Source organism: Nocardioides aestuarii, assembly GCF_039527245.1.
GTDB lineage: Bacteria > Actinomycetota > Actinomycetes > Propionibacteriales > Nocardioidaceae > Nocardioides > Nocardioides aestuarii.
In genome coordinates this window covers 64,609-84,420 of record NZ_BAAAJT010000002.1, presented here as the reverse complement: position 1 = coordinate 84,420, position 19,812 = coordinate 64,609, and the positions used below count along the sequence as shown (strand labels likewise).

The window sequence follows — 19,812 nt, the reverse complement described above, 5'->3', positions numbered from 1 at the left end:
GCGGTGCCGTCGTGGATCGTCCGGCTGGAGCACGCGTGGGACGCGCGTCGGTTGCGACGCTCCGCTGACCGCACGCCCCACCACTTCCGGATCGAGTCCTACGGCGGCCACGGCAGCGCGGCCGGCGTGGTCGTTCGCGGCAGGGTGTTCGACGACCCGCCCATCACCGACGCCGTCGAGGGTGAAGGGGTGCGCGCGGCGCTGTCGCGGACCGTCCGCAGGTTCCTGACCGACGAGCTGCCCGGCGTCCCGTTGCGGGTGACGGTCGGAGACGCCAGCGCGGCGACCAGCACCGACCACGACGGCTACTTCAAGGTCCGCCTCGAGCCCGACCCGGCGTCGCTCGTCAGCCCGTGGACCAGGGGATCGGTCGAGCTGGACGGCGACTACCGCGGGCTGCGCGAGCCGTGCACCACCCCCGTCGAGGTACGGGTCCCGGAGCCGGAGGCGGCGTACGGCGTCATCTCCGACGTCGACGACACGATCCTCGTGACGGGGGTGCAGCGGGTCTTCCAGATGGTCCGCCAGACGCTGACCGGTTCCTCCCTCAGCCGTCGCGACTTCCCCGGTGCCGCCGCGCTCTACCGGGACCTCGCGGCACAGGGCCGACCGGTGTTCTACGTCTCCTCCAGCCCGTGGAACCTCCACGGGTTCCTGACGGCGTTCATGCGCCACCGCCGGTTCCCGCTGGGACCGGTGCTCCTGCGCGACCTGCTCGGGACGGCGGCGGGCCGGGAGCAGAAGCACACCCGCATCGACGAGGTCCTCGAGCTCCACCCCGACCTGCACTTCGTCCTCCTCGGCGACTCGGGGGAGAAGGACGCCGAGATCTACGCCGCCACGGTGCGCGACCACCCCGGACGGATCCTCGCGGTCTGCATCCGGGAGGTCAGGCTCGACCCCGGCGACGGACGGGTCGAGGCCGTCTCGGACGGCTGGGACCACGACGTCCCGTTCGTGCTCGCCGCCGACACCGAGGCGATCCGGCACCACCTGGCAGACCTCGGCCTGCTCTGACGGGGCGCTCCTAGGCTGGCGCCATGACCTACGCCGACGACGGTCGGACCAACCGCGAGCGGATGCTGGCCGGCGACCCCTACATCGCCGACGACCCCGAGCTCGAGGAGCTGAGCCACCGTGCTCGCGACCTGGCCGACAGCTACAACCGGACGACGCCCCGGCAGGCGCCGCTGCGCCGACGGATCCTCGAGGGGCTGCTCGGGGAGGTCGGTGAGGACGTCGTGCTGCAGCCGCCGCTCTACGTCGACTACGGGTCGAACATCCGCATCGGGTCCCGCACCTTCGCCAACTACGGGCTGACCGCGCTCGACGTCGCGGCGATCACGATCGGCGAGGACGTCCAGATCGGCCCGCACGTGCAGCTGCTCACGCCGACCCACCCGGTCGAGGCCGGTCCCCGGCGTGACAAGTGGGAGTCCGCGCTGCCGATCACGATCGGTGACAACGTCTGGCTCGGCGGGGGCGCCATCGTCTGCCCCGGCGTCACCATCGGCGAGAACACCGTGGTCGGTGCCGGGGCCGTGGTCACCAGGGACCTCCCCGCGAACGTCGTCGCCGTCGGCAACCCGGCCCGCGCGGTCCGCGACGTGCCTGCCTGAGCCTCGGGGTTCACCGATAGGGTCGGGCACCATGACGTGGCAGTGGCTGGCCCTCGGGGCGCTCGCGCTCGGAGCGGTGCTGCTCGTCGCCGCCCTGGCCCGGTTGCGGAGCCGCACGCGGGCCGAGCTCGCCGCGGCCCGGGCGGAGTCCGCGGCCCTGCGTGAGCGGCTCGACCGGCTCGAGGCCGAGCAGGTCCGGCCCGAGCCGCCGGTCCGCGCCGAGGAGCGCGAATACACGATCACCCACCTCGGGGAGCAGCCCACCGAGGTCGAGCCCGTCAGCCTCGAGCGGGCCGTGTTCGCCGACCTGCTGCTGCGCGAGAGCGTGATCCGGCTCGGCTCCCTGAGCCACGGCGTACGCCGCGCGCTGTCCGCCGAGTCGCGCAACCGGATCCGCTTCGAGATGAAGCGTGAGGTCAAGCGCGCCCGCAAGCAGCGCCGCGTCGAGCAGCGTGAGGCCTACCGCGAGTGGCAGGCCCGGAAGCGCCGACGCGTCACCGAGCAGGACGTCGCATGAACCGCGCGCTCTGGTTCGTCGCCGGGGCGGGCGCCGGCGTCTACGGCGTCGTCCGGGCCCGTCGTGCGGCCGAGGTCTTCACGGCCGAGGGTGCCCAGGACCGGATGAACGCCCTCTTCCTCGGCGCCCGGCTGTTCCGCGACGAGGTCGCCCAGGGCGCCGCCGACCGCGAAACCGAGTTGCGGGAACGCTTCGGCGTCCTGCCTCATGAGAGACCCACCACCCCCGAGCTGGAGAGCAGAGGACAGCACTGATGGACACCGCGGAGATCCGCCGCCGGTTCACGAGCCACTTCGAGCGGGCCGGCCACACGGCCGTGCCCTCGGCGTCGCTCCTCCTCGACGACCCGAACCTGCTCTTCGTCAACGCCGGCATGGTGCCCTTCAAGCCCTACTTCCTGGGCCAGGAGACGCCGCCCTACGACCGGGCGACCTCGGTCCAGAAGTGCATCCGGACGCCCGACATCGAGGACGTCGGCAAGACCACGCGCCACGGCACGTTCTTCGAGATGTGCGGCAACTTCTCCTTCGGCGACTACTTCAAGGAAGGCGCCATCGAGCTCGCCTGGGACCTCGTGACGAAGTCGCGCGAGGACGGCGGCTGGGGCTTCGAGGAGTCGCGCCTCTACCCCTCGATCCTCGACGGCGACGACGAGGCGCTCGGGCTCTGGAAGAAGGTCACCGGGCTCCCCGACGACCGCATCATCCGGCTCGGCCCCAAGGAGAACTACTGGTCGATGGGCGTGCCCGGACCCGGCGGCCCGTGCTCGGAGATCCTCTACGACCGCGGCCCGGACTACGGCCCCGACGGCGACTTCTCCGCCGAGGACCGCTACCTCGAGTTCTGGAACCTCGTCTTCATGCAGGACGAGCTCAGCGCGGTGCGGTCCAAGGAGGACTTCGACATCTCCGGCTCGCTGCCGAAGAAGAACATCGACACCGGCATGGGCCTCGAGCGCGTCGCGTTCCTGACCCAGGGCGTCGAGAACATGTACGAGATCGACGTCATGTTCCCGGTCATCGAGAAGGCCATGGAGCTGACCGGCAGGAAGTACGGCGTCGACCATACCGACGACGTCAGGTTCCGCGTCGTCGCCGACCACGTCCGTTCCTCGATGATGCTGATCAGCGACGGCGTGACCCCCGGCAACGAGGCCCGCGGCTACGTCCTGCGCCGCCTGCTGCGACGCGCCGTCCGCTCGATGCGCCTCCTCGGCTTCGAGGACCGGGCGCTGCCGGAGCTGATGCCGATCTCGCGCGACAAGATGGGGGAGACCTACGGCGACCTCCACCGCGACTGGGAGCGGATCTCCACCGTCGCCTACGCCGAGGAGGACGCGTTCCGCCAGACGCTGCGCGCCGGCACCGCGATCTTCGACCTCGCCACGACCGAGGTGAAGCAGGGCGGCGGCGGCCAGCTGTCGGGCTCGAAGGCGTTCGCGCTCCACGACACCTACGGCTTCCCGATCGACCTCACCCTCGAGATGGCGGCCGAGCAGGGGCTCTCCGTCGACGAGGAGGGCTTCCGCCGCCTCATGGGGGAGCAGCGCGACCGGGCGAAGGCCGACGCGCGCGCCAAGAAGGGCCAGCACCGCGACGCCTCCGCCTACCGCGCTGTCGCCGACGGCATGGGCCGCGCGGTCGAGTTCACCGGCTACTCCGAGGTCGTCACGGAGGGGTCGGTGCGCGGCATCGTCACCCCGAGCGGCGCGGTGGAGTCCGCCCGCGAGGGCGACGAGATCGAGCTCGTGCTCGACCGCACCCCGTTCTACGCCGAGGGTGGCGGCCAGCTCGCCGACCAGGGCGTCATCGAGCTCGAGAACGGCGCGCGCATCGAGGTCCGCGACGTGCAGTCGCCGATCACCGGCCTGGTCGTCCACCAGGCGACGGTGCTCTCCGGCGAGGTCGTCGTCGGCGTCGGCGCCCAGGCGCTGGTCGACGTCGAGCGCCGCCGCTCGATCTCGCGGTCCCACACCGCGACCCACATGGTCCACAAGGCGTTCCGCGAGGCGCTCGGCGACACTGCCACCCAGGCCGGCTCGGAGAACAGCCCGGGGCGGTTCCGCTTCGACTTCTCGGCCACGGGCGCGGTGCCGACCTCGGTCATGGCCGACGTCGAGGCGCGGGTCAACGCGCTCGTCCTCGACGACCTGGCCGTCCACGCCGAGATCATGAGCCAGGAGGACGCCGTGAAGTCCGGCGCCATGGCGCTGTTCGGTGAGAAGTACGGCGACCAGGTGCGGGTCATCTCGGTCGGTGACTGGGCCCGCGAGCTGTGCGGCGGCACCCACGCCGAGCGCTCCGGCAACCTCGGCGTGATCAAGCTGCTCGGTGAGTCGTCGATCGGCTCCGGCGTACGTCGCGTCGAGGCCCTCGTCGGCGGCGACGCCTACCGCTTCCTCGCCCGCGAGCACGTCCTGGTCGCGCAGCTGTCGGAGGCGCTCAAGGTGCGTCCCGAGCAGCTGCCCGAGCGGGTCAACGACATCGTCGAGAAGCTGCGTGCGGCCGAGAAGGAGATCGAGAAGGTCCGGGTCGCCCAGCTCCTGGACGCCGGCGGCGACCTCGCCTCCGGCGCCCAGCAGGTCGGCCCAGCCCGGGTCGTCGCCCACCACGCGCCCGGTGCCGGCGGTGGCGACGTCCGCCAGCTCGCCCTCGACGTCCGCGGCCGGTTGCCCGTCGGCGAGCCCGGCGTCGTGGTCGTCATCGGTGACGCCGACGGCAAGGTCGCCGTCGTGGCGGCGGTCAACGACGCGGGTCGCGAGCGCGGCCTGTCGGCCAACGCGCTGGTCGGCGCCGTCGGTCCGCTGGTCGGTGGTCGCGGCGGCGGCAAGGACGACGTCGCCCAGGGCGGTGGCAGCGACCCCTCGCGGATCGGCGAGGCGCTCGCCCTGGTCGCCGCCGAGGTCGGCCGCACGGTGGGAGCCTGACGCGTGCGCCACGGCGTACGCCTCGGGATCGACCCCGGGGACGCCCGGATCGGTGTCGCGCGCAGCGACCCGACCGGGTTCCTCGCCACGCCCGTGGAGACGGTCAGGCGCGGCAAGGGCGACCTCCGCAGGATCGCGGCCATCGCCTCCGAGGAGGAGGCCGTCGAGGTCGTCGTCGGGCTGCCCCGCTCGCTCGCGGGTGGTGAGGGGCCGGCGGCGGTCAAGGTGCGTGAGTTCGCGGCCCGGCTCGCGACCCGCCTCGCCCCCGTCACCGTACGACTCGTCGACGAGCGTCTGACCACGGTGTCGGCGGAGGCTATGCTGCGCGACCGGGGGAAGAAGGGTCAGCAGCGCCGCGCCGTCGTCGACCAGGCCGCAGCCGTCATGATCCTGCAACACGCACTGGACACCGAACGCGCTACGGGTGTGCCCCCGGGCGAACTCGTCGAGAGGGACGGATGAATCAAGACGACCAGCACCTGAGCGACCCCGCCGCCGTGGTGCCCGGTGTCGAGCCGGACGTGCCCGCTGAGGGAGGACGCCGCCGCAAGCGCTCACGCAAGCTCCCGGGCTGCCTGGCCGCGCTCGTGGCGCTGGCGATCCTGGTCGGCGGCCTCTACTTCGGCGTCACCAAGGGTGTGGACCTCCTGCGCGACCAGTTCGCGGATCCCGAGGACTACCCGGGACCGGGACAGGGCAAGGTCAACTTCCAGGTCGAGGAGGGCGACACGCTCTCCGAGATGGGCCGCAACCTGAAGTCGGCGGGCGTCGTGGCCTCGGTGCAGGCCTTCATCAACGCCGCCAACGGGGACCCGGAGTCGTCCGGCATCCAGGTCGGCTACTACAAGCTCAAGAAGGAGATGGCGGCGGCCGACGCCCTCGACGTGCTCGTCGACCCCCAGAACATCCTCAAGAACACCGTCACGGTGCCCGAGGGCCTGCGCGTCGTCGACATCGTGAAGGTGCTCGCCAAGAACACCGACTTCACCAAGGGCCAGTACGAGAAGGTCCTCGACCAGCCCGGCCGGCTCGGCCTGCCCGGCTATGCCGGGGGCGACCCGGAGGGCTACCTGTTCCCCTCGACCTACGACCTCCCGCCCGACGCGACGGCGCGCTCGATCATCGTCGCGATGGTCGACCGCTGGCAGCAGGCCGCCGACGAGGCCGGTCTCGAGGAGAAGGCCGCGGCGATGGGCTACACGCCCCACGAGCTGATGACCGTGGCGAGCCTCGTCGAGTCCGAGGCCGGCCGCCAGGAGGACCGGGGCAAGGTCGCCCAGGTGATCTACAACCGGCTCACCGGCGACGAGACCAACGGGCTGCTCCAGATCGACGCGACGGTCAACTTCGCCGCCGACCAGTCGCTCGGCGCGGTGCCGACGGAGGCGGACCTCCAGATCGACTCGCCCTACAACACCTACCTCAACCCCGGCCTGCCGCCGGGACCGATCGAGGCACCCGGCGACGCGGCGATCGAGGCGGCGGCGAACCCGACCGACGGTCCCTGGTACTACTACGTCACGGTCAACCTCCGGACCGGCGAGACCAAGTTCGCCGAGACCTACGACGAGTTCCTGACCTACAAGAACGAGCTGCGGGACTACTGCGAGAACGAGTCGCAGGGCGCCTGCTGACATGCGTCGCTGCGCCGTCCTCGGGGACCCGATCGACCACTCGCTGTCCCCGGTGCTCCACCGGGCGGCGTACGGCGCCACGGGGCTGGACTGGGTCTACGACGCGCGTCGGGTCCCGGCCGGCGGGCTGGCGGGCTTCGTCGCGGACCTCGACGACGACTGGCGCGGACTGTCGCTGACGATGCCGCTGAAGCGGGAGGTGCTGGGCCTGCCCGGCCTGGCCGAGGTGGCCGACTGGGCCCGCCTCGCCGGAGCCGCGAACACCCTGGTGCGGACCGACCGCGGCTGGGTGGCCGACAACACCGACGTGCCGGGCGCCGTGTCGGCCGTGCGCGAGCGCAGCGACGGCGCGTTCGTCGCCGCGACGGTGCTCGGCGGCGGTGCGACGGCGGCGTCGACCGCGCTGGCGCTCTGCGAGCTCGGGGTCGGCTCGATCACGCTGCTGGTCCGCTCGCCCGACCGGGCGGCGGAGACGCTCGAGGCGATCGACCGCCACCCGGCTCGCCCGGGCGTGCGGGTCGGGCTGCTGGCGCGCGACGAGGTCGTCGGCGACGTCGTCGTCTCGACCATCCCGGCGGACGCCCAGGACGAGTCGGTCCTGCGACGGTGCCGCGTGGTGCCGCTGGTCTTCGAGGTGCTCTACGACCCGTGGCCGACCCCCCTGGCCGCGCAGGCGCGGGAGACCGGGCAGGTCCTGGTCGGCGGGCTCGACCTCCTGGTCCACCAGGCCGCGCTGCAGTTCTCCGCCTTCACCGGACTCGATGCCCCGCTCGACGCGATGCGCGCCGCCGGCGAGGCAGCGCTCGGCGGACGCGCGTGACGACCCAGCTGGCGGCGCTGCTGGCCGTCGTCGTCGCCGGGTTGGCCGGGGCCCTCGCACCCCGCGTGGTCGCAGCGCTGCCCGAGCCCGAGCACGACGAGTCGCTCGAGGACGAGGACCCGAAGCCGCTCTACGCCGACCTCGCCGCCCGGCCCGGCCGCGCGATGCTCCTGGGCGGGGCGTCGGCCCTGGCCGCGGCGCTGGTGGTGCTGGCGGTGGGACCCGACCCCTGGCTGGTCGGGCTCGTGCCGCTCGTACCCGTCGGCGTCGTCCTCGCCTGGGTCGACTGGCACACCCGGCTGCTGCCCTCGCGGATCGTGCTGCCGGCGACGGCCTACGCCCTCGCCGTGGCGCTGGTGCTGTGGCCCTTGACCGGCAGCGCCGACGACCTCGTCAGAGGCCTGGTCGGCCTGGTGGTGCTGCGTTCCCTCTACTGGCTGATGTGGCGGATCCACTCCGCGGGGATGGGGTTCGGCGACGTGCGGCTCGCCGCCCTCGTCGGCCTGGCCCTCGGCCACGTCGGGGTCGCGGAGCTGCTCGTCGGCGGCTACGCGGGGTTCCTGATCTTCGGGCTGCCCGGCCTGGTGCTGGCGGTCGTGAAGTGGGACCGGACGCTGCTGAAGACCCCCTTCCCGTTCGGGCCCTTCATGCTCATCGGCGCGCTGCTGGGTCTCCTGGTCGGGCCCTGGGTGCTGCTGCGTCTCGTCGGTGCCTGACCGTCGTCGGCGCGCCGACGACGCGTGAAACACTGGGCCCATGCTGCGCTGGTTGACCGCGGGTGAGTCCCACGGCCCGTCCCTGGTCGCGATCCTGGAGGGGCTGCCCGCCCACGTCCGGGTGACGTCCGACGACATCACCGACGCCCTCGCGCGCCGCCGCCTCGGCTACGGCCGCGGCGCGCGGATGAAGTTCGAGCAGGACGAGGTCACCTTCGTCGGTGGCGTCCGCCACGGCGAGAGCCAGGGCGGACCGGTCGCGATCATGGTCGGCAACACCGAGTGGCCCAAGTGGGAGAAGGTCATGTCGGCCGACCCGGTCGACCCCGTCGAGCTGGAGGCGCTGGCGCGCAACGCCGCCCTCACCCGCCCGCGGCCGGGCCACGCCGACCTCGTCGGCATGCAGAAGTACGACTTCGACGAGGCCCGCCCCGTGCTCGAGCGGGCCAGCGCCCGCGAGACCGCGGCCCGGGTGGCCCTGGGCCGGGTGGCCTCGAACTTCCTCGAGCAGTCCGTCGGCGCGCGCATCGTCAGCCACGTGATCGAGCTCGGCGGGGTGCGCGTCCCGGCCGGGATCGTGCCCGGGCCCGACGACGTCGCCCGGCTCGACGACGACCCGGTGCGCTGCCTCGACCCCGACACCAGCCAGAAGATGGTCGAGACCATCGACCGGGCCCACCAGGACGGCGACACCCTCGGCGGAGTCGTCGAGGTCGTGGTCCACGGCCTCCCGCCGGGCCTCGGGTCCCACGTCCACTGGGACCGCCGGCTCGACTCGCGGCTCGCCGGCGCGCTCATGGGCATCCAGGCGATCAAGGGCGTCGAGGTCGGCGACGGGTTCGAGCTCGCCGCCACCCCCGGGTCCCTCGCCCACGACGAGATCGAGGCGACCGAGTCCGGCCTGCGGCGTACGTCGGGACGCAGCGGCGGCACCGAGGGCGGCATGTCCACCGGTGAGGTGCTGCGCGTCCGCGCCGCGATGAAGCCGATCGCCACCGTCCCGCGCGCGCTGCGCACCGTGGACGTCGCCACCGGGGAGGCCACCACCGCCCATCACCAGCGCTCGGACGTCTGCGCCGTTCCCGCGGCGGGCATCGTGGCCGAGGCCATGGTCGCCCTGGTGCTGGCCGACGCCGTCACCGAGAAGTTCGGCGGCGACGCGGTGACCGAGACCCGGCGCAACGCCGAGTCCTACCTCGACACGTTGCGCTTCAAGTGATGGCGCCGCGCGTCGTCCTCGTCGGCCCGATGGGCGCGGGCAAGACCACGGTCGCCGGGCTGCTCGGCGAGGCGTGGGACCTGCCCGTGCGCGACACCGACGCCGACGTCGAGGCGGCCGAGGGTCGCACGATCTCCGACATCTTCGTCGACGACGGCGAGGCCCACTTCCGGACGCTGGAGGCGAAGGCCGTCGCCGACGCCCTGGCTTCCCACGACGGCGTGCTCGCGCTGGGCGGGGGAGCGGTCCTCGACCCTGCGACCCGCGCGCTGCTCGAGGGCCACGAGGTCGTGTTCCTGCGGGTCGGTCTCTCCGAGGCCGTGAAGCGGGTCGGCCTCGGCGCGGGCCGTCCGCTGCTGCTCGGCGGCGTCCGCGCCCGGATCAAGGCGCTGCTCGACGAGCGCACGCCGGTCTACGAGTCCGTGGCGGCCCACGTCGTCGAGACCGACGCGAGGTCGCCGGAGGACGTGGCGGCCGAGGTGCGGGAGCGTCTGTCGTGACCGCGACCGTGCTGCACGTCGGCGGCGCAGCGCCCTACGACGCGGTCGTCGGGCACGACCTCGGCGACCGGCTCCCGGGCGTGCTCGGCGATGCGGTCACGCGCGTGGCCGTGCTCTACGCCGAGCCGCTCGCCGAGCTGGCGCAGCCGCTCGTCGAGCTCCTGGTCGACCACTACGACGTGCTCGCGCTCGGGCTGCCCGAGGGCGAGGCCGCGAAGACCGCCTCCGTGGCCCACGACTGCTGGGAGGCACTGGGCGAGCACGGCTTCACCCGCTCCGACGCCGTGGTCACCGTCGGCGGAGGTGCGGTGACCGACCTCGGCGGCTTCGTCGCCGCGACGTGGCTGCGCGGCGTCCGGGTCGTGCACGTGCCGACCACGCTGCTGGCGATGGTCGACGCGGCGGTCGGGGGCAAGACCGGCATCAACACCGCGGCGGGCAAGAACCTGGTCGGCTCCTTCCACGAGCCGACCGGCGTGCTGTGCGACCTCACCTCCCTCGAGACGCTGCCGCGCGGGGACCTCGTCGCCGGGCTCGGCGAGGTCGTGAAGTGCGGCTTCATCGCCGACCCGGAGATCCTGCGTCTGGTCGAGGAGACCGACCCCGCGTCCCTCACGCCCGGATCGCCGGTGCTGCGCGAGCTCGTCGAACGCGCGATCCGGGTCAAGATCGACGTCGTGGTGGGTGACCTGAAGGAGACCGGCGGCACCGGGGGCCATCCCGGTCGCGAGGTCCTCAACTACGGCCACACCCTCGCCCACGCGATCGAGCGCGCCGAGGGCTACACCGTGCGCCACGGCGACGCGGTCGCGATCGGCTGCGTCTACGCCGCCGAGGTGGCGGCGGCGGCCGGGGTGCTCGACCCCGCCGTGGCTGCCCGTCACCACGAGGCGTTCTCCCGGGTCGGTCTCCCGACGACCTACGACGGCGCTCCGTTCGACGACCTGCTCGCCACGATGCGTGTGGACAAGAAGTCCCGCGGGTCGGTGCTGCGCTACGTGGTGCTCGAGGACGTCGCGCGCCCCCGGATCCTCGAGGGTCCGGCGGAGGAGCACCTGCGGGCGGCGTACGCCCGGATCGGGGGACCAGCATGACCCCCGTGCTCGTCCTCAACGGTCCCAACCTCGGCCGGCTCGGTCGACGCCAGCCCGAGATCTACGGCACGACGACGCACGCCGAGCTGGCGGAGCTGTGCGTGGAGTGGGGGAACGCGCTCGGGCTCGACGTCGAGGTCCGCCAGACCAACCACGAGGGCGAGCTCCTCGACTGGCTCAACACCGCGGCCGACGACGCCACCCCGGTCGTCCTCAACGCCGGTGCGTGGACCCACTACTCGCTCGCCCTCTACGACGCCTGTGCCCAGCTCACCGCGCCCCTGGTCGAGGTCCACCTCTCCGACCCGAAGCAGCGCCCGGAGCAGTTCCGCCACACCTCGCACGTCGAGCCCCACGCCGCCCTCACGGTCGCCGGCCGCGGCACCGACGGCTACCGCCTCGCCCTAGAGCACCTCGCGGACGCGCTCGGGGTCTGAACCGGACCGGACCGGGGTCGACGGACGGGCGCGAGCGCTTTCCCGCCGGTGCCCGGCGGCCCCACACTGGGCTCGTGCGACGCGCGCTGCGGGTGACGCTCACGGTGGTGCCGGTCGGCCTGGTCACCGGGTGGCTCAGCGTGGGCGTGCTGGGTCGGCTCGCGATGATGTTGCTCGCCCGGCTCAACCCGGCGGCCACCGGTGTGACCAGCGACGACGGCTTCGAGATGGGCACGTTCACCCTCGCGGGCACGGCCAACCTGATGTTCGCCGCGGGCACGTTCCTCGGCCTGCTCAGCGCCGTGCTCTACCTGCTGCTGCGCCCGTTGATGACCGGTCCGGGATGGTTCCGGCTGCTCTCCGTCTCACTGGGAGCAGGAGTGGTCGTGGCGTCCCAGGTGGTCCACCCGGACGGCGTGGACTTCACGCTGCTCCGGCCGTTGTGGTTGGCCGTAGGGCTCTTCGTGCTGATCCCGACCCTCCACGTCGCCGTGGTCTCCGCCGTGTCCGAGCGGCTGCTGTCCGACGACCCACGGCGCTGGCGGGAGCTCCCGGGCTGGCTCGGCTGGCCGGCACGGGGCGCGCTCGCGGTCCTCTTCGTGCTCGCACTGATCGACCTCGTCCGGGACGTCGCCGTCCTCGGCTGAGGGAACCGAGCCGGTTCCCGTCACGTCCGAGACCGCATGAACCAGACGGTGACGGTGAGCGTGAAGGGTCTGCTGGTGGCGGTGCTGGTGCTGCTGGCGGTGGTGGTGGCCTACCTGCTCGGGGGCGCGGGCGGGACGACCGTGCTGCCCGCCCAGGCGGCGCCGCAGGTCCAGCCTGCCGGTGCGGGGGAGCGGCCGGTGGTGCGGATGATCGGCGAGGGGACGACCGCCGTGGTGCCCGACGAGCTGTCGTTCGCGCTGTCGGTGACGCGCAAGGAGCCCGACCTCGACGCTGCTCTCGACGGGTCGAGCGCCACGCTCGACCGGGTGCTCGACCGGCTCGTCGGCCTGGGCGTGCGCAGGGCCGACGTGCAGACGACGGGGCTGCAGATGTATCCCGAGTACGACTACCCGGCCTACGGACCGCCGGTCCTGACCGGCTATCGCGTCACGCAGCGCGCCCGGGTGACCGTTCGCGACCTCGCCGACGGTGGCCGTGTGGTCTCCGCGGCCGTCGAGACCGGCGGGAACGGCGTCCGCGCGACCGACCTGCGCCTCGGCGTCTCCGACCCCGAGGCCGCCCTGGCGCGGGCCCGGGCCGACGCCGTGGAGCAGGCCACCGAGAAGGCGCAGCAGTACGCGACGGCGGCGGGCCGTGACCTCGGTGAGGTGCTCTCGGTGCAGGAGCTCGGCGGGCACCGCGCGGCGGTGCGCGACCTGCGCGCCGGGGCCTCGCTCGCCCGGGAGGCCTACGACGCGGGGAAGGCGATCCCGATCAGGGCCGGGAAGGACGACCTGGCGGTGAAGGTCGAGGTGCAGTGGGCCTTCGCCGAATAGGAGAGCCGCCGGGCCGCTCGATATCCTCCGGCCCATGGCGACGACGAACGACCTCAAGAACGGCATGGTGCTCAAGCTGGACGGCCAGCTCTGGCAGGTCATGTGGTTCCAGCACCACAAGCCCGGCAAGGGCGGCGCGGTGGTCCGCACCAAGCTGCGGGCGGTCGAGTCCGGCAAGACGGTCGACAAGACCTTCAACGCCGACGTGAAGGTCGAGGTCGCCTCGGTCGACAAGCGCACGATGCAGTACCTCTACAACGACGGCACGTCCTACGTCTTCATGGACACCGCCACCTACGACCAGCTCGAGATCGAGCCCGACATCGTCGGTGACGCCAAGAACTTCCTGCTCGAGCAGCAGGAGGCGATCGTCGCCACCAACGAGGGCCGCGTCCTCTACATCGAGATGCCTGCTTCCGTGGAGCTCGAGATCACCTACACCGAGCCCGGCGTGGTCGGCGACAGCGCCACCGGTCGCACCAAGCCGGCCACGCTCGAGACCGGTCACGAGATCCAGGTCCCGTTGTTCATCAACCAGGGCGAGAAGGTCAAGGTCGACACCCGCGACTCCTCCTACCTGGGTCGCGTCAAGTCCTGATGCCCGCCCGCACCAAGGCCCGCAAGCGCGCCCTCGACATCCTCTTCGCCTCCGAGCTGCGGCGGGAGGACCCCGTCGAGGCGCTCGACCGCGCGGTCGCCGACGGCGAGGGACCGACGAACCCCTACACCGGTGACCTCGTGCGCGGCGTCCAGGACCACCGGGAGCGGATCGACGAGCTGTTGTCGGAGTACTCGACCGGCTGGAGCCTCGAGCGGATGCCGGCCGTCGACCGCAACGTGCTGCGGATCGGCCTCTACGAGCTGCTGTGGGTCGACGACGTGCCCGACCCCGTCGCGGTGACCGAGGCCATGGCGCTGGTGCGCGAGCTGTCGACCGACGAGTCGCCCCAGTTCGTCAACGGCGTGCTCGGCAGCCTGCTGCGCAACAAGGAGTCCCTCACGGGGTGAGCACGGACCTGGTCGCAGGCCCTAGTGTCAGCCCATGAGCAACATCTCCCGCGCCGCCCAGAAGGCGGACGACAGCGACAGCCTCGACCACGTGATCCGGGTCGGGTTGATCGCCTACGGCGTGGTCCACCTCCTGATCGGGTGGCTCGCGCTCCAGATCGCCTTCGGCGAGAAGGCGAAGAACGCCTCCGGCACCGGGGCTCTCGAGTATCTCGCCCGGCAACCGTTCGGCGGCGTGCTGATCTGGGTCGTCGCGATCGGGATGGTCGCCCTCGTGCTCTGGCGCCTGCTCGAGGCGTGGCAGGGGTGGCAGCGTGAGGACGACAACGCCGACCGGGCCAAGGCGGCCGTGCCCCAGCTGTTCAAGGGCGTGCTCTACGCCATGCTCGCGTGGTCGGCGCTCCAGGTGGCGACCAACAGCAGCGGGGGCGGCAGCGGCACCGACGGCTTGACTGCGAAGCTGCTGCAGCTTCCGGCGGGCCAGCTGATCGTCGGCGCGATCGGGCTCGGCATCGTGGGCTACGGCGGCTACTACGTCTACCAGGGCTGGAGCGACAAGTTCCTCGAGAAGCTCGACGGCCGGCCCCAGAACGCCGACGTCAGCAAGGCCTACCGCTGGGTCGGCAAGGCGGGTCACATCGGCAAGGGCGCCTCCATCGCGGTGATCGGCGCGCTCTTCACCTACGCCGCGGCCACCCACGACGCGAACAAGTCCGCCGGCCTCGACCGGGCGCTCCAGGAGGTCGCCCAGGCGCCCTTCGGCCAGCTGCTGCTGACGCTGGTGGCCCTCGGCATCGCCTGCTACGGCGTCTTCGCCTTCGCCCGCGCCCGCCACTTCGACCGCTGAGGTGCTCACCACGACGGTGCGAGGGTGGGGGACATGACGACCTACGACGTGGACGTGGTGGTGCTCGGGCTCGGCCCCGGCGGTGAGTACGCCGCCCAGAAGCTCGCCGAGGCGGGGCTGGACGTGGTCGGTGTCGACCGCGACCTGGTCGGCGGCGAGTGCCCCTTCTACGGGTGCATCCCGTCGAAGATGATGATCCGCGCCGCGGACGCCCTCGGCGAGGCGCGTCGGGTCGACCAGCTCGCCGGCCACGCCCAGGTCGAGCCCGACTGGGGCGCGGTCGCGAAGCGGATCGACAAGCAGGCGACCAACCACTGGCGCGACGACTCCCACGTCGAGCGGCTCGAGGCCGCCGGCGTCCGGATCGTGCGCGGCCAGGGCGAGCTGGTCGGCACCGGCCGGGTCCGGGTCGACGAGGACGAGTACGTCGGGGCACGCGGCGTGGTCCTCAACGTCGGGACCAGCCCCGCCCAGCTGCCCATCGACGGCCTGGCGTCGACGCCCCACCTCACCAACCGTGAGGTGGTGAAGCTGACCGAGCTGCCCGGCTCGATGGTCATCATCGGCGGCGGTCCGATCGGGTGCGAGCTGGCCCAGGCGTTCCACCGGTTCGGCACCGACGTCACGGTCCTCGAGCTCGCCGACCGGCTGCTGCCGCCGGAGGAGCCGGAGTCCGGCGAGCTGCTCGCGCGGGTCTTCGCCGAGGAGGGGATCCGGGTCGAGACCGGCACCACCATCGAGCGCGTCGACCACGCGAACGACCGGTTCCGCGTCACCACCGACCGCGGCGAGATCGAGGCCGACCAGCTGCTGGTCGCCGCGGGCCGCACCCTCAACCTCCACGGCATCGGCCTCGAGAACGTCGGACTCGACCCGGACGCCCGCAGCGTCGACACCGACGAGTGGATGCGGGCCGGCGAGCGGCTCTGGGCGGTCGGCGACATCACCGGCCACGGACCGTTCACCCACGTCTCGATGTACCAGGGCGACGTCGTGGTCCGCGACGTGCTCGCGCAGGGTGGGCCCCCGGCGGACTACCGCGCCGTCAGCCGGGTCACGTTCACCGACCCGGAGGTCGGGTCGGTCGGGATGTCGGAGAAGGCAGCCCGCGACGCCGGTCTCGACGTCCGTGTGGGCCGCGCCGACCTCGCGGAGTCCAGCCGCGGCTGGATCCACCAGCAGGGAGCCGAGGGTCTGGTCAAGCTGGTCGCCGACGCCGACCGTGGCGTGCTCGTGGGGGCGGCGTCGGTGGGCCCGAGCGGTGGCGAGGTGCTCGGGCTGCTGGCCCTGGCCGTCCACGCGGAGGTGCCGCTCGAGCGGATCGCGTCGATGCACTTCGCCTACCCGACCTTCCACCGGGCCATCGAGGTCGCGGTCAAACAACTGCTCTGAGATGTTTGACGGGTGACCCGCCGGGTGAGGATGGTGGGGACGTTCCCCCGGAGGAGGCAGCATGTCCGAGTCCCACCCCCCGCAGCAGGGCTCGCCGAGCCACCGTTTCGAGCCCGACACCAGCGAGCGGCTCTACCGCACCGAGGAGCTGGCGGCCTACGAGCGTGAGCGGCTCGGTGAGGCGGCCCCCGCGCCGCACGGCGACCCGCTGTTCGACCCGCTCCCGGGTCAGCGTCGCGCCGAGCCCGAGCCCGAGCCCGAGCCCGAGCCGGAGCCGGAGCCGGAGCACACCCGGATCCGGGCCACGCCTCAGCCGGACCCGGTGGCTCCGGCTCCGCCGGTTCCTGCCACGCCGACGGCGTCCGCTCCGGTCGAGCCGGAGGTCCAGCGGTTCATGACGGCCACCGACTTCCTCGACCGACGCTCCGAGCAGGTCGAGCTCGGCCCCGCGACCTGGGGCTGGCGGGGCGCCGTACGGCGGTGGAGCGGTGGCACCCTCAACCCGAGGATGGGGCCCGCCGAGGTGCGCCACGAGCACGACCGCCGGGCGATCCAGCGCGACTTCGACGGTCCGCGCACCGTGGCGTTCCTCAACCCCAAGGGCGGTGCCGCGAAGACGACCGGTGTCCTGGCCGCGGGCTACACGTTCGGCACCGTCCGCGGCGGCGGGGTCGTCGCGTGGGACAACAACGAGACCCGCGGGACGCTCGGGATCCGCGGCCACCGCAGCACCCACCGCAACACGACGCGTGAGCTCCTGGAGGACCTCGAGCGCTTCAACGACGTCTACCAGGCCCGGATCGGCGACCTCGGTGCGTTCGTGAGGTCGCAGGGCGACGCCCACTTCGACATCCTCGCCTCCGACGAGCGTCCCGACGTGACCGGAACGATCCGTGCCGACGACTTCACGGCGGTCCACGGACTGCTCGAGCGGTTCTACCGGCTGATCCTCGTCGACACCGGCAACAACATGCGGGCGGAGAACTGGCTGGCCGCGGCCGGGACCGCCGACCTGCTGGTCGTGACCTCGACCGTCCGCGAGGACACCGGCTACTCCGGGCTGTGGATGCTCGACGCCCTGCAGGACGCCGGGTGGACCGACCTCAAGCACAAGACCGTGACGGTGCTGTCCGACCCGTCCTTCCACGTCGACGAGCAGCTCGCCACCGACCTGGTGCAGGTCTACGAGCAGCGCACCAAGGCCGTCTACCGGGTGCCTTACGACCCGGTGCTCGTCTCCGGGTCGGTGGTGCCCTACGCGATGCTCAGCGACGACACGCGGGCGGCCTGGTTGCGTGCCTGCGCGGGAATGGCGGGTCTGCTCTAGGAGGTTGCCCCCTCATGCGCACCGTCACCTACACCGAGACCGGTCCGTCCTCCGTCCTCACGCTCGCCGAGCGTGAGGTGCCCGAACCCGGCCCGGGGGAGGTGCGGGTCCGGCTGCTCCGCGCGGGGGTCAACCCGACCGACTGGAAGTTCCGGGCCGGGGGGATGCCGGGCGGGATGCCCTTCCCCGAGGTGTCGCCCGGCCAGGACGGCGCGGGCGTCGTCGACGCAGTCGGCGAGGGCGTGACCTCCCACGCGATCGGTGACCGGGTGTGGCTGGTCCTCGCCCAGCACGGCCGCCCCCTCGGCACCGCGTCCGAGCTGACGATCCAGCCCGCCGAGCGCGTCGTGCGGCTGCCCGACGCGGCGTCCTACGACCTCGGCGCGAGCGTGGGCGTCCCGGCGGTGACCGCCCACCGCGCGCTCACGGCGTCCGAGGACGGGCCGGCGCGTCTCGCTCCCGGGGCGCTCGACCGAATGACGGTGCTCGTCGCCGGTGGTGCCGGTGCGGTCGGCAACGCCGCGATCCAGCTTGCCCGCTGGGCGGGGGCGACCGTCGTCACGACCGTCAGCAGCGACGAGAAGGCCACCCTGGCGAGGGCCGCCGGTGCTCACCACGTCGTCAACTACCGGACCGAGGACGCCGCTGCCCGGATCCTCGAGGTCGCCCCCGGCGGTGTCGACATCGCCGTCGAGGTGGCTCCGGCCCAGAACGTCGCGCTCGACCTCGAGGTGGTCCGGCCCCACGGGCTGGTCTCGATCTATGCCAACAACGGCGGCGACGAGCTGACGATGCCGCTGCGCGCGGCCTTCGGGAAGAACCTGCGCTTCCAGTTCCTCATCCTCTACACCCTCCACGCCCACCTGATCGCCGCCGCGACCGAGGACGTCACGGCCGCGATCGAGGCGGGCGCGCTGCGGGTCGGCGAGGACGCCGGGCTGCCGCTCCACCACTTCCCGCTGGCCGAGGCGGGCGCGGCCCACGACGCCGTCGAGGGCGGCGCCGTCGGCAAGGTCTTGCTCGACATCGACGACTGAGCCCTGCTCAGCCGGGGTCGACCAGCAGGGCACGACTCCAGACGTCGACCAGCAGCCGGCCGCACGCGGCCGGCGCCAGCCCGCGCCCGCGGAGCAGCATCCAGTACTCCGGACCGTTCATCGACCACACGAGGAGGGCTACCGCCTCGTCGTCGAGGTCGGGCCGGAGGTCGCCGGTGGCCCGCAGGTCGGCGGCGAACAGCCTCATGTTGGCTGCCCGGCGGTCGGAGACGGCCGCGGCGGCGCGAGCGCACTCGGGATCGTCGTCGCCCGCTGCACGCAGTGCGAGGAGCAACGGCGCGACCCGAGGCATGGTCTCGACGAGGGCAGCGGCGTAGACCTCGATCCTGGCGCGTCCTCCGGTCGCTGACCGGATCCGCCGCACGTAGTCGCGCTGCTCGGCCGGCAGGGGCTCGGGCCCACCCGCGAGCTCCATGTCGACCACCGCCGTCAACAGCGCCGGCTTGCGGCCGACACTGCTGTAGACGGTGTCGAGCGAGACTCCGGCGCGACGGGCGACCTCGGCGACGGCGGTGCCGTGCCATCCGCGCGTGGTGAACAGGTCGTGGGCGGCGTCGAGCACCGCGCGCCGGGTACGCGCTGCGGCCTCGCGCCGAAGCGGGGAGTCGTAGCGACGGCTCTTGACCGGGTCGGGCACGAGTCCTAGCGTAGCAATTGACCGTAAGTGTCTTCAGATGAAAAGAGCCTCCCGTGGACGTCGTGATGCGCGAGCCGGGCACCTCCCGGGGGACCTGGGCGATGCAGTCGCTCTTCGAGCACCTGCTGGAGTCGGGAGAGGCCGAGGGGGCCCTGGGGGTAGCGCTGGTCACGCAACCGCCCGGCATCGCCACCCCGCTCCACCGGCACACCCGCGAGGCCGAGTCGTTCTTCGTGCTCGAGGGGCGGATCCACTACCGGGCCGGGGAGCAGGACCACCATCTCTACCCCGGCTGCTTCCTCCACCTGCCCGCCGGCCTGCCGCACGCCTTCCGGATCCGGGGCGACGAGCCGGCGAGGTTCCTGGCGCTGACGACGCCCGGAGGGCTCTTCGACCTCTACGACGAGGTGGGCCTGCCGGCGGCCCAGCTGCGCCTGCCCGGCGAGGACGGACTGCCGCCGGAGGTGGAGATCCCGCGCTGGTCCGACGTCGCCCCCCGCTACGGCCTCGAGGTCGTGGGACCGCCGATCCCCGAGTGAGCGGTGGGCCCGACGCGGTGGGCTACAGTGACCGCGAT

At 72.7% G+C, this 19,812-nt stretch carries 23 protein-coding genes; 22 read left to right on the top strand and 1 reads right to left on the bottom strand.

Features of this window, described 5'->3' with window-relative positions:
• Nucleotides 1–3 precede the first annotated feature (3 nt).
• From ABD091_RS00470 to ABD091_RS00370, 21 genes are all read left to right on the top strand, one after another.
• Nucleotides 4–1,017 carry an App1 family protein phosphatidate phosphatase gene (locus ABD091_RS00470; protein ID WP_343915143.1) on the top strand — a complete coding sequence of 338 codons (1,014 nt, stop codon included), beginning with the start codon at nucleotides 4–6 and terminating at the stop codon, nucleotides 1,015–1,017.
• A gap of 23 nt (nucleotides 1,018–1,040) precedes the next feature.
• The gene (locus ABD091_RS00465; protein ID WP_343915142.1) at nucleotides 1,041–1,619 is read left to right on the top strand and encodes a sugar O-acetyltransferase; all 579 of its coding nucleotides are present in this window, start codon (nucleotides 1,041–1,043) and stop codon (nucleotides 1,617–1,619) included.
• 31 nt (nucleotides 1,620–1,650) lie between these two features.
• Nucleotides 1,651–2,136: a hypothetical protein gene (locus ABD091_RS00460; RefSeq protein WP_343915140.1), complete on the top strand. Its 486-nt coding sequence runs from the start codon at nucleotides 1,651–1,653 to the stop codon at nucleotides 2,134–2,136.
• Nucleotides 2,133–2,390, top strand: a complete 258-nt coding sequence (locus tag ABD091_RS00455) for a DUF6167 family protein (RefSeq protein WP_343915139.1) — start codon at nucleotides 2,133–2,135, stop codon at nucleotides 2,388–2,390. Before ABD091_RS00460 ends, ABD091_RS00455 begins: the two co-directional genes overlap by 4 nt.
• Nucleotides 2,390–5,062: an alanine--tRNA ligase gene (gene alaS, locus ABD091_RS00450; RefSeq protein ID WP_343915138.1), complete on the top strand. Its 2,673-nt coding sequence runs from the start codon at nucleotides 2,390–2,392 to the stop codon at nucleotides 5,060–5,062. Before ABD091_RS00455 ends, alaS begins: the two co-directional genes overlap by 1 nt.
• A 3-nt stretch (nucleotides 5,063–5,065) precedes the next feature.
• Nucleotides 5,066–5,524 (top strand): Holliday junction resolvase RuvX, encoded by a 459-nt coding sequence (gene ruvX / locus ABD091_RS00445; protein WP_343915137.1) that lies wholly within the window; start codon nucleotides 5,066–5,068, stop codon nucleotides 5,522–5,524.
• Nucleotides 5,521–6,696 (top strand): endolytic transglycosylase MltG, encoded by a 1,176-nt coding sequence (gene mltG / locus ABD091_RS00440; protein WP_343915136.1) that lies wholly within the window; start codon nucleotides 5,521–5,523, stop codon nucleotides 6,694–6,696. The genes ruvX and mltG overlap by 4 nt, the downstream gene beginning before the upstream one ends.
• 1 nt (nucleotide 6,697) lies before the next feature.
• On the top strand, nucleotides 6,698–7,516 hold the full coding sequence (locus ABD091_RS00435) for a shikimate dehydrogenase (protein ID WP_343915135.1): 819 nt from the start codon (nucleotides 6,698–6,700) through the stop codon (nucleotides 7,514–7,516).
• A complete protein-coding gene (locus tag ABD091_RS00430) occupies nucleotides 7,513–8,232 on the top strand; it encodes a prepilin peptidase (protein WP_343915134.1) in 720 nt (239 codons plus the stop codon). Before ABD091_RS00435 ends, ABD091_RS00430 begins: the two co-directional genes overlap by 4 nt.
• Before the next feature lie 40 nt (nucleotides 8,233–8,272).
• Entirely contained in the window at nucleotides 8,273–9,451 is a 1,179-nt protein-coding gene (gene aroC / locus ABD091_RS00425) for a chorismate synthase (protein WP_343915133.1), read from the top strand.
• Nucleotides 9,451–9,951 carry a shikimate kinase gene (locus tag ABD091_RS00420; protein WP_343915132.1) on the top strand — a complete coding sequence of 167 codons (501 nt, stop codon included), beginning with the start codon at nucleotides 9,451–9,453 and terminating at the stop codon, nucleotides 9,949–9,951. Before aroC ends, ABD091_RS00420 begins: the two co-directional genes overlap by 1 nt.
• A complete protein-coding gene (gene aroB, locus ABD091_RS00415; RefSeq protein WP_343915130.1) occupies nucleotides 9,948–11,045 on the top strand; it encodes a 3-dehydroquinate synthase in 1,098 nt (365 codons plus the stop codon). Before ABD091_RS00420 ends, aroB begins: the two co-directional genes overlap by 4 nt.
• Nucleotides 11,042–11,482: a type II 3-dehydroquinate dehydratase gene (locus ABD091_RS00410; protein ID WP_343915129.1), complete on the top strand. Its 441-nt coding sequence runs from the start codon at nucleotides 11,042–11,044 to the stop codon at nucleotides 11,480–11,482. The genes aroB and ABD091_RS00410 overlap by 4 nt, the downstream gene beginning before the upstream one ends.
• Nucleotides 11,483–11,556: 74 nt before the next feature.
• On the top strand, nucleotides 11,557–12,129 hold the full coding sequence (locus ABD091_RS00405; protein WP_343915127.1) for a hypothetical protein: 573 nt from the start codon (nucleotides 11,557–11,559) through the stop codon (nucleotides 12,127–12,129).
• A gap of 36 nt (nucleotides 12,130–12,165) precedes the next feature.
• Nucleotides 12,166–12,966: an SIMPL domain-containing protein gene (locus ABD091_RS00400; protein WP_343915126.1), complete on the top strand. Its 801-nt coding sequence runs from the start codon at nucleotides 12,166–12,168 to the stop codon at nucleotides 12,964–12,966.
• Nucleotides 12,967–13,000: 34 nt separating this feature from the next.
• Complete coding sequence (gene efp / locus ABD091_RS00395) at nucleotides 13,001–13,564, top strand: elongation factor P (RefSeq protein ID WP_343915125.1); 564 nt, start codon at nucleotides 13,001–13,003, stop codon at nucleotides 13,562–13,564.
• Entirely contained in the window at nucleotides 13,564–13,974 is a 411-nt protein-coding gene (gene nusB, locus ABD091_RS00390) for a transcription antitermination factor NusB (RefSeq protein WP_343915124.1), read from the top strand. The genes efp and nusB overlap by 1 nt, the downstream gene beginning before the upstream one ends.
• Before the next feature lie 34 nt (nucleotides 13,975–14,008).
• Nucleotides 14,009–14,821, top strand: coding sequence for a DUF1206 domain-containing protein (locus ABD091_RS00385; protein ID WP_343915123.1), 813 nt, complete (start codon nucleotides 14,009–14,011; stop codon nucleotides 14,819–14,821).
• 33 nt (nucleotides 14,822–14,854) lie between these two features.
• Nucleotides 14,855–16,213, top strand: coding sequence for a dihydrolipoyl dehydrogenase family protein (locus ABD091_RS00380; protein ID WP_343915122.1), 1,359 nt, complete (start codon nucleotides 14,855–14,857; stop codon nucleotides 16,211–16,213).
• Between the two features lie 61 nt (nucleotides 16,214–16,274).
• Entirely contained in the window at nucleotides 16,275–17,540 is a 1,266-nt protein-coding gene (locus ABD091_RS00375; protein ID WP_343915121.1) for a MinD/ParA family ATP-binding protein, read from the top strand.
• 14 nt (nucleotides 17,541–17,554) lie between these two features.
• A complete protein-coding gene (locus ABD091_RS00370; RefSeq protein ID WP_343915120.1) occupies nucleotides 17,555–18,577 on the top strand; it encodes an NADPH:quinone reductase in 1,023 nt (340 codons plus the stop codon).
• Between the two features lie 7 nt (nucleotides 18,578–18,584).
• Here the strand turns inward: ABD091_RS00370 and ABD091_RS00365 are convergent, their stop codons facing one another.
• Nucleotides 18,585–19,235: a TetR/AcrR family transcriptional regulator gene (locus ABD091_RS00365; protein WP_343915119.1), complete on the bottom strand. Its 651-nt coding sequence runs from the start codon at nucleotides 19,233–19,235 to the stop codon at nucleotides 18,585–18,587.
• Between the two features lie 53 nt (nucleotides 19,236–19,288).
• Here ABD091_RS00365 and ABD091_RS00360 point away from each other — a divergent pair, with 53 nt between their 5' ends.
• Complete coding sequence (locus tag ABD091_RS00360; protein ID WP_343915118.1) at nucleotides 19,289–19,774, top strand: cupin domain-containing protein; 486 nt, start codon at nucleotides 19,289–19,291, stop codon at nucleotides 19,772–19,774.
• Nucleotides 19,775–19,812 lie beyond the last annotated feature (38 nt).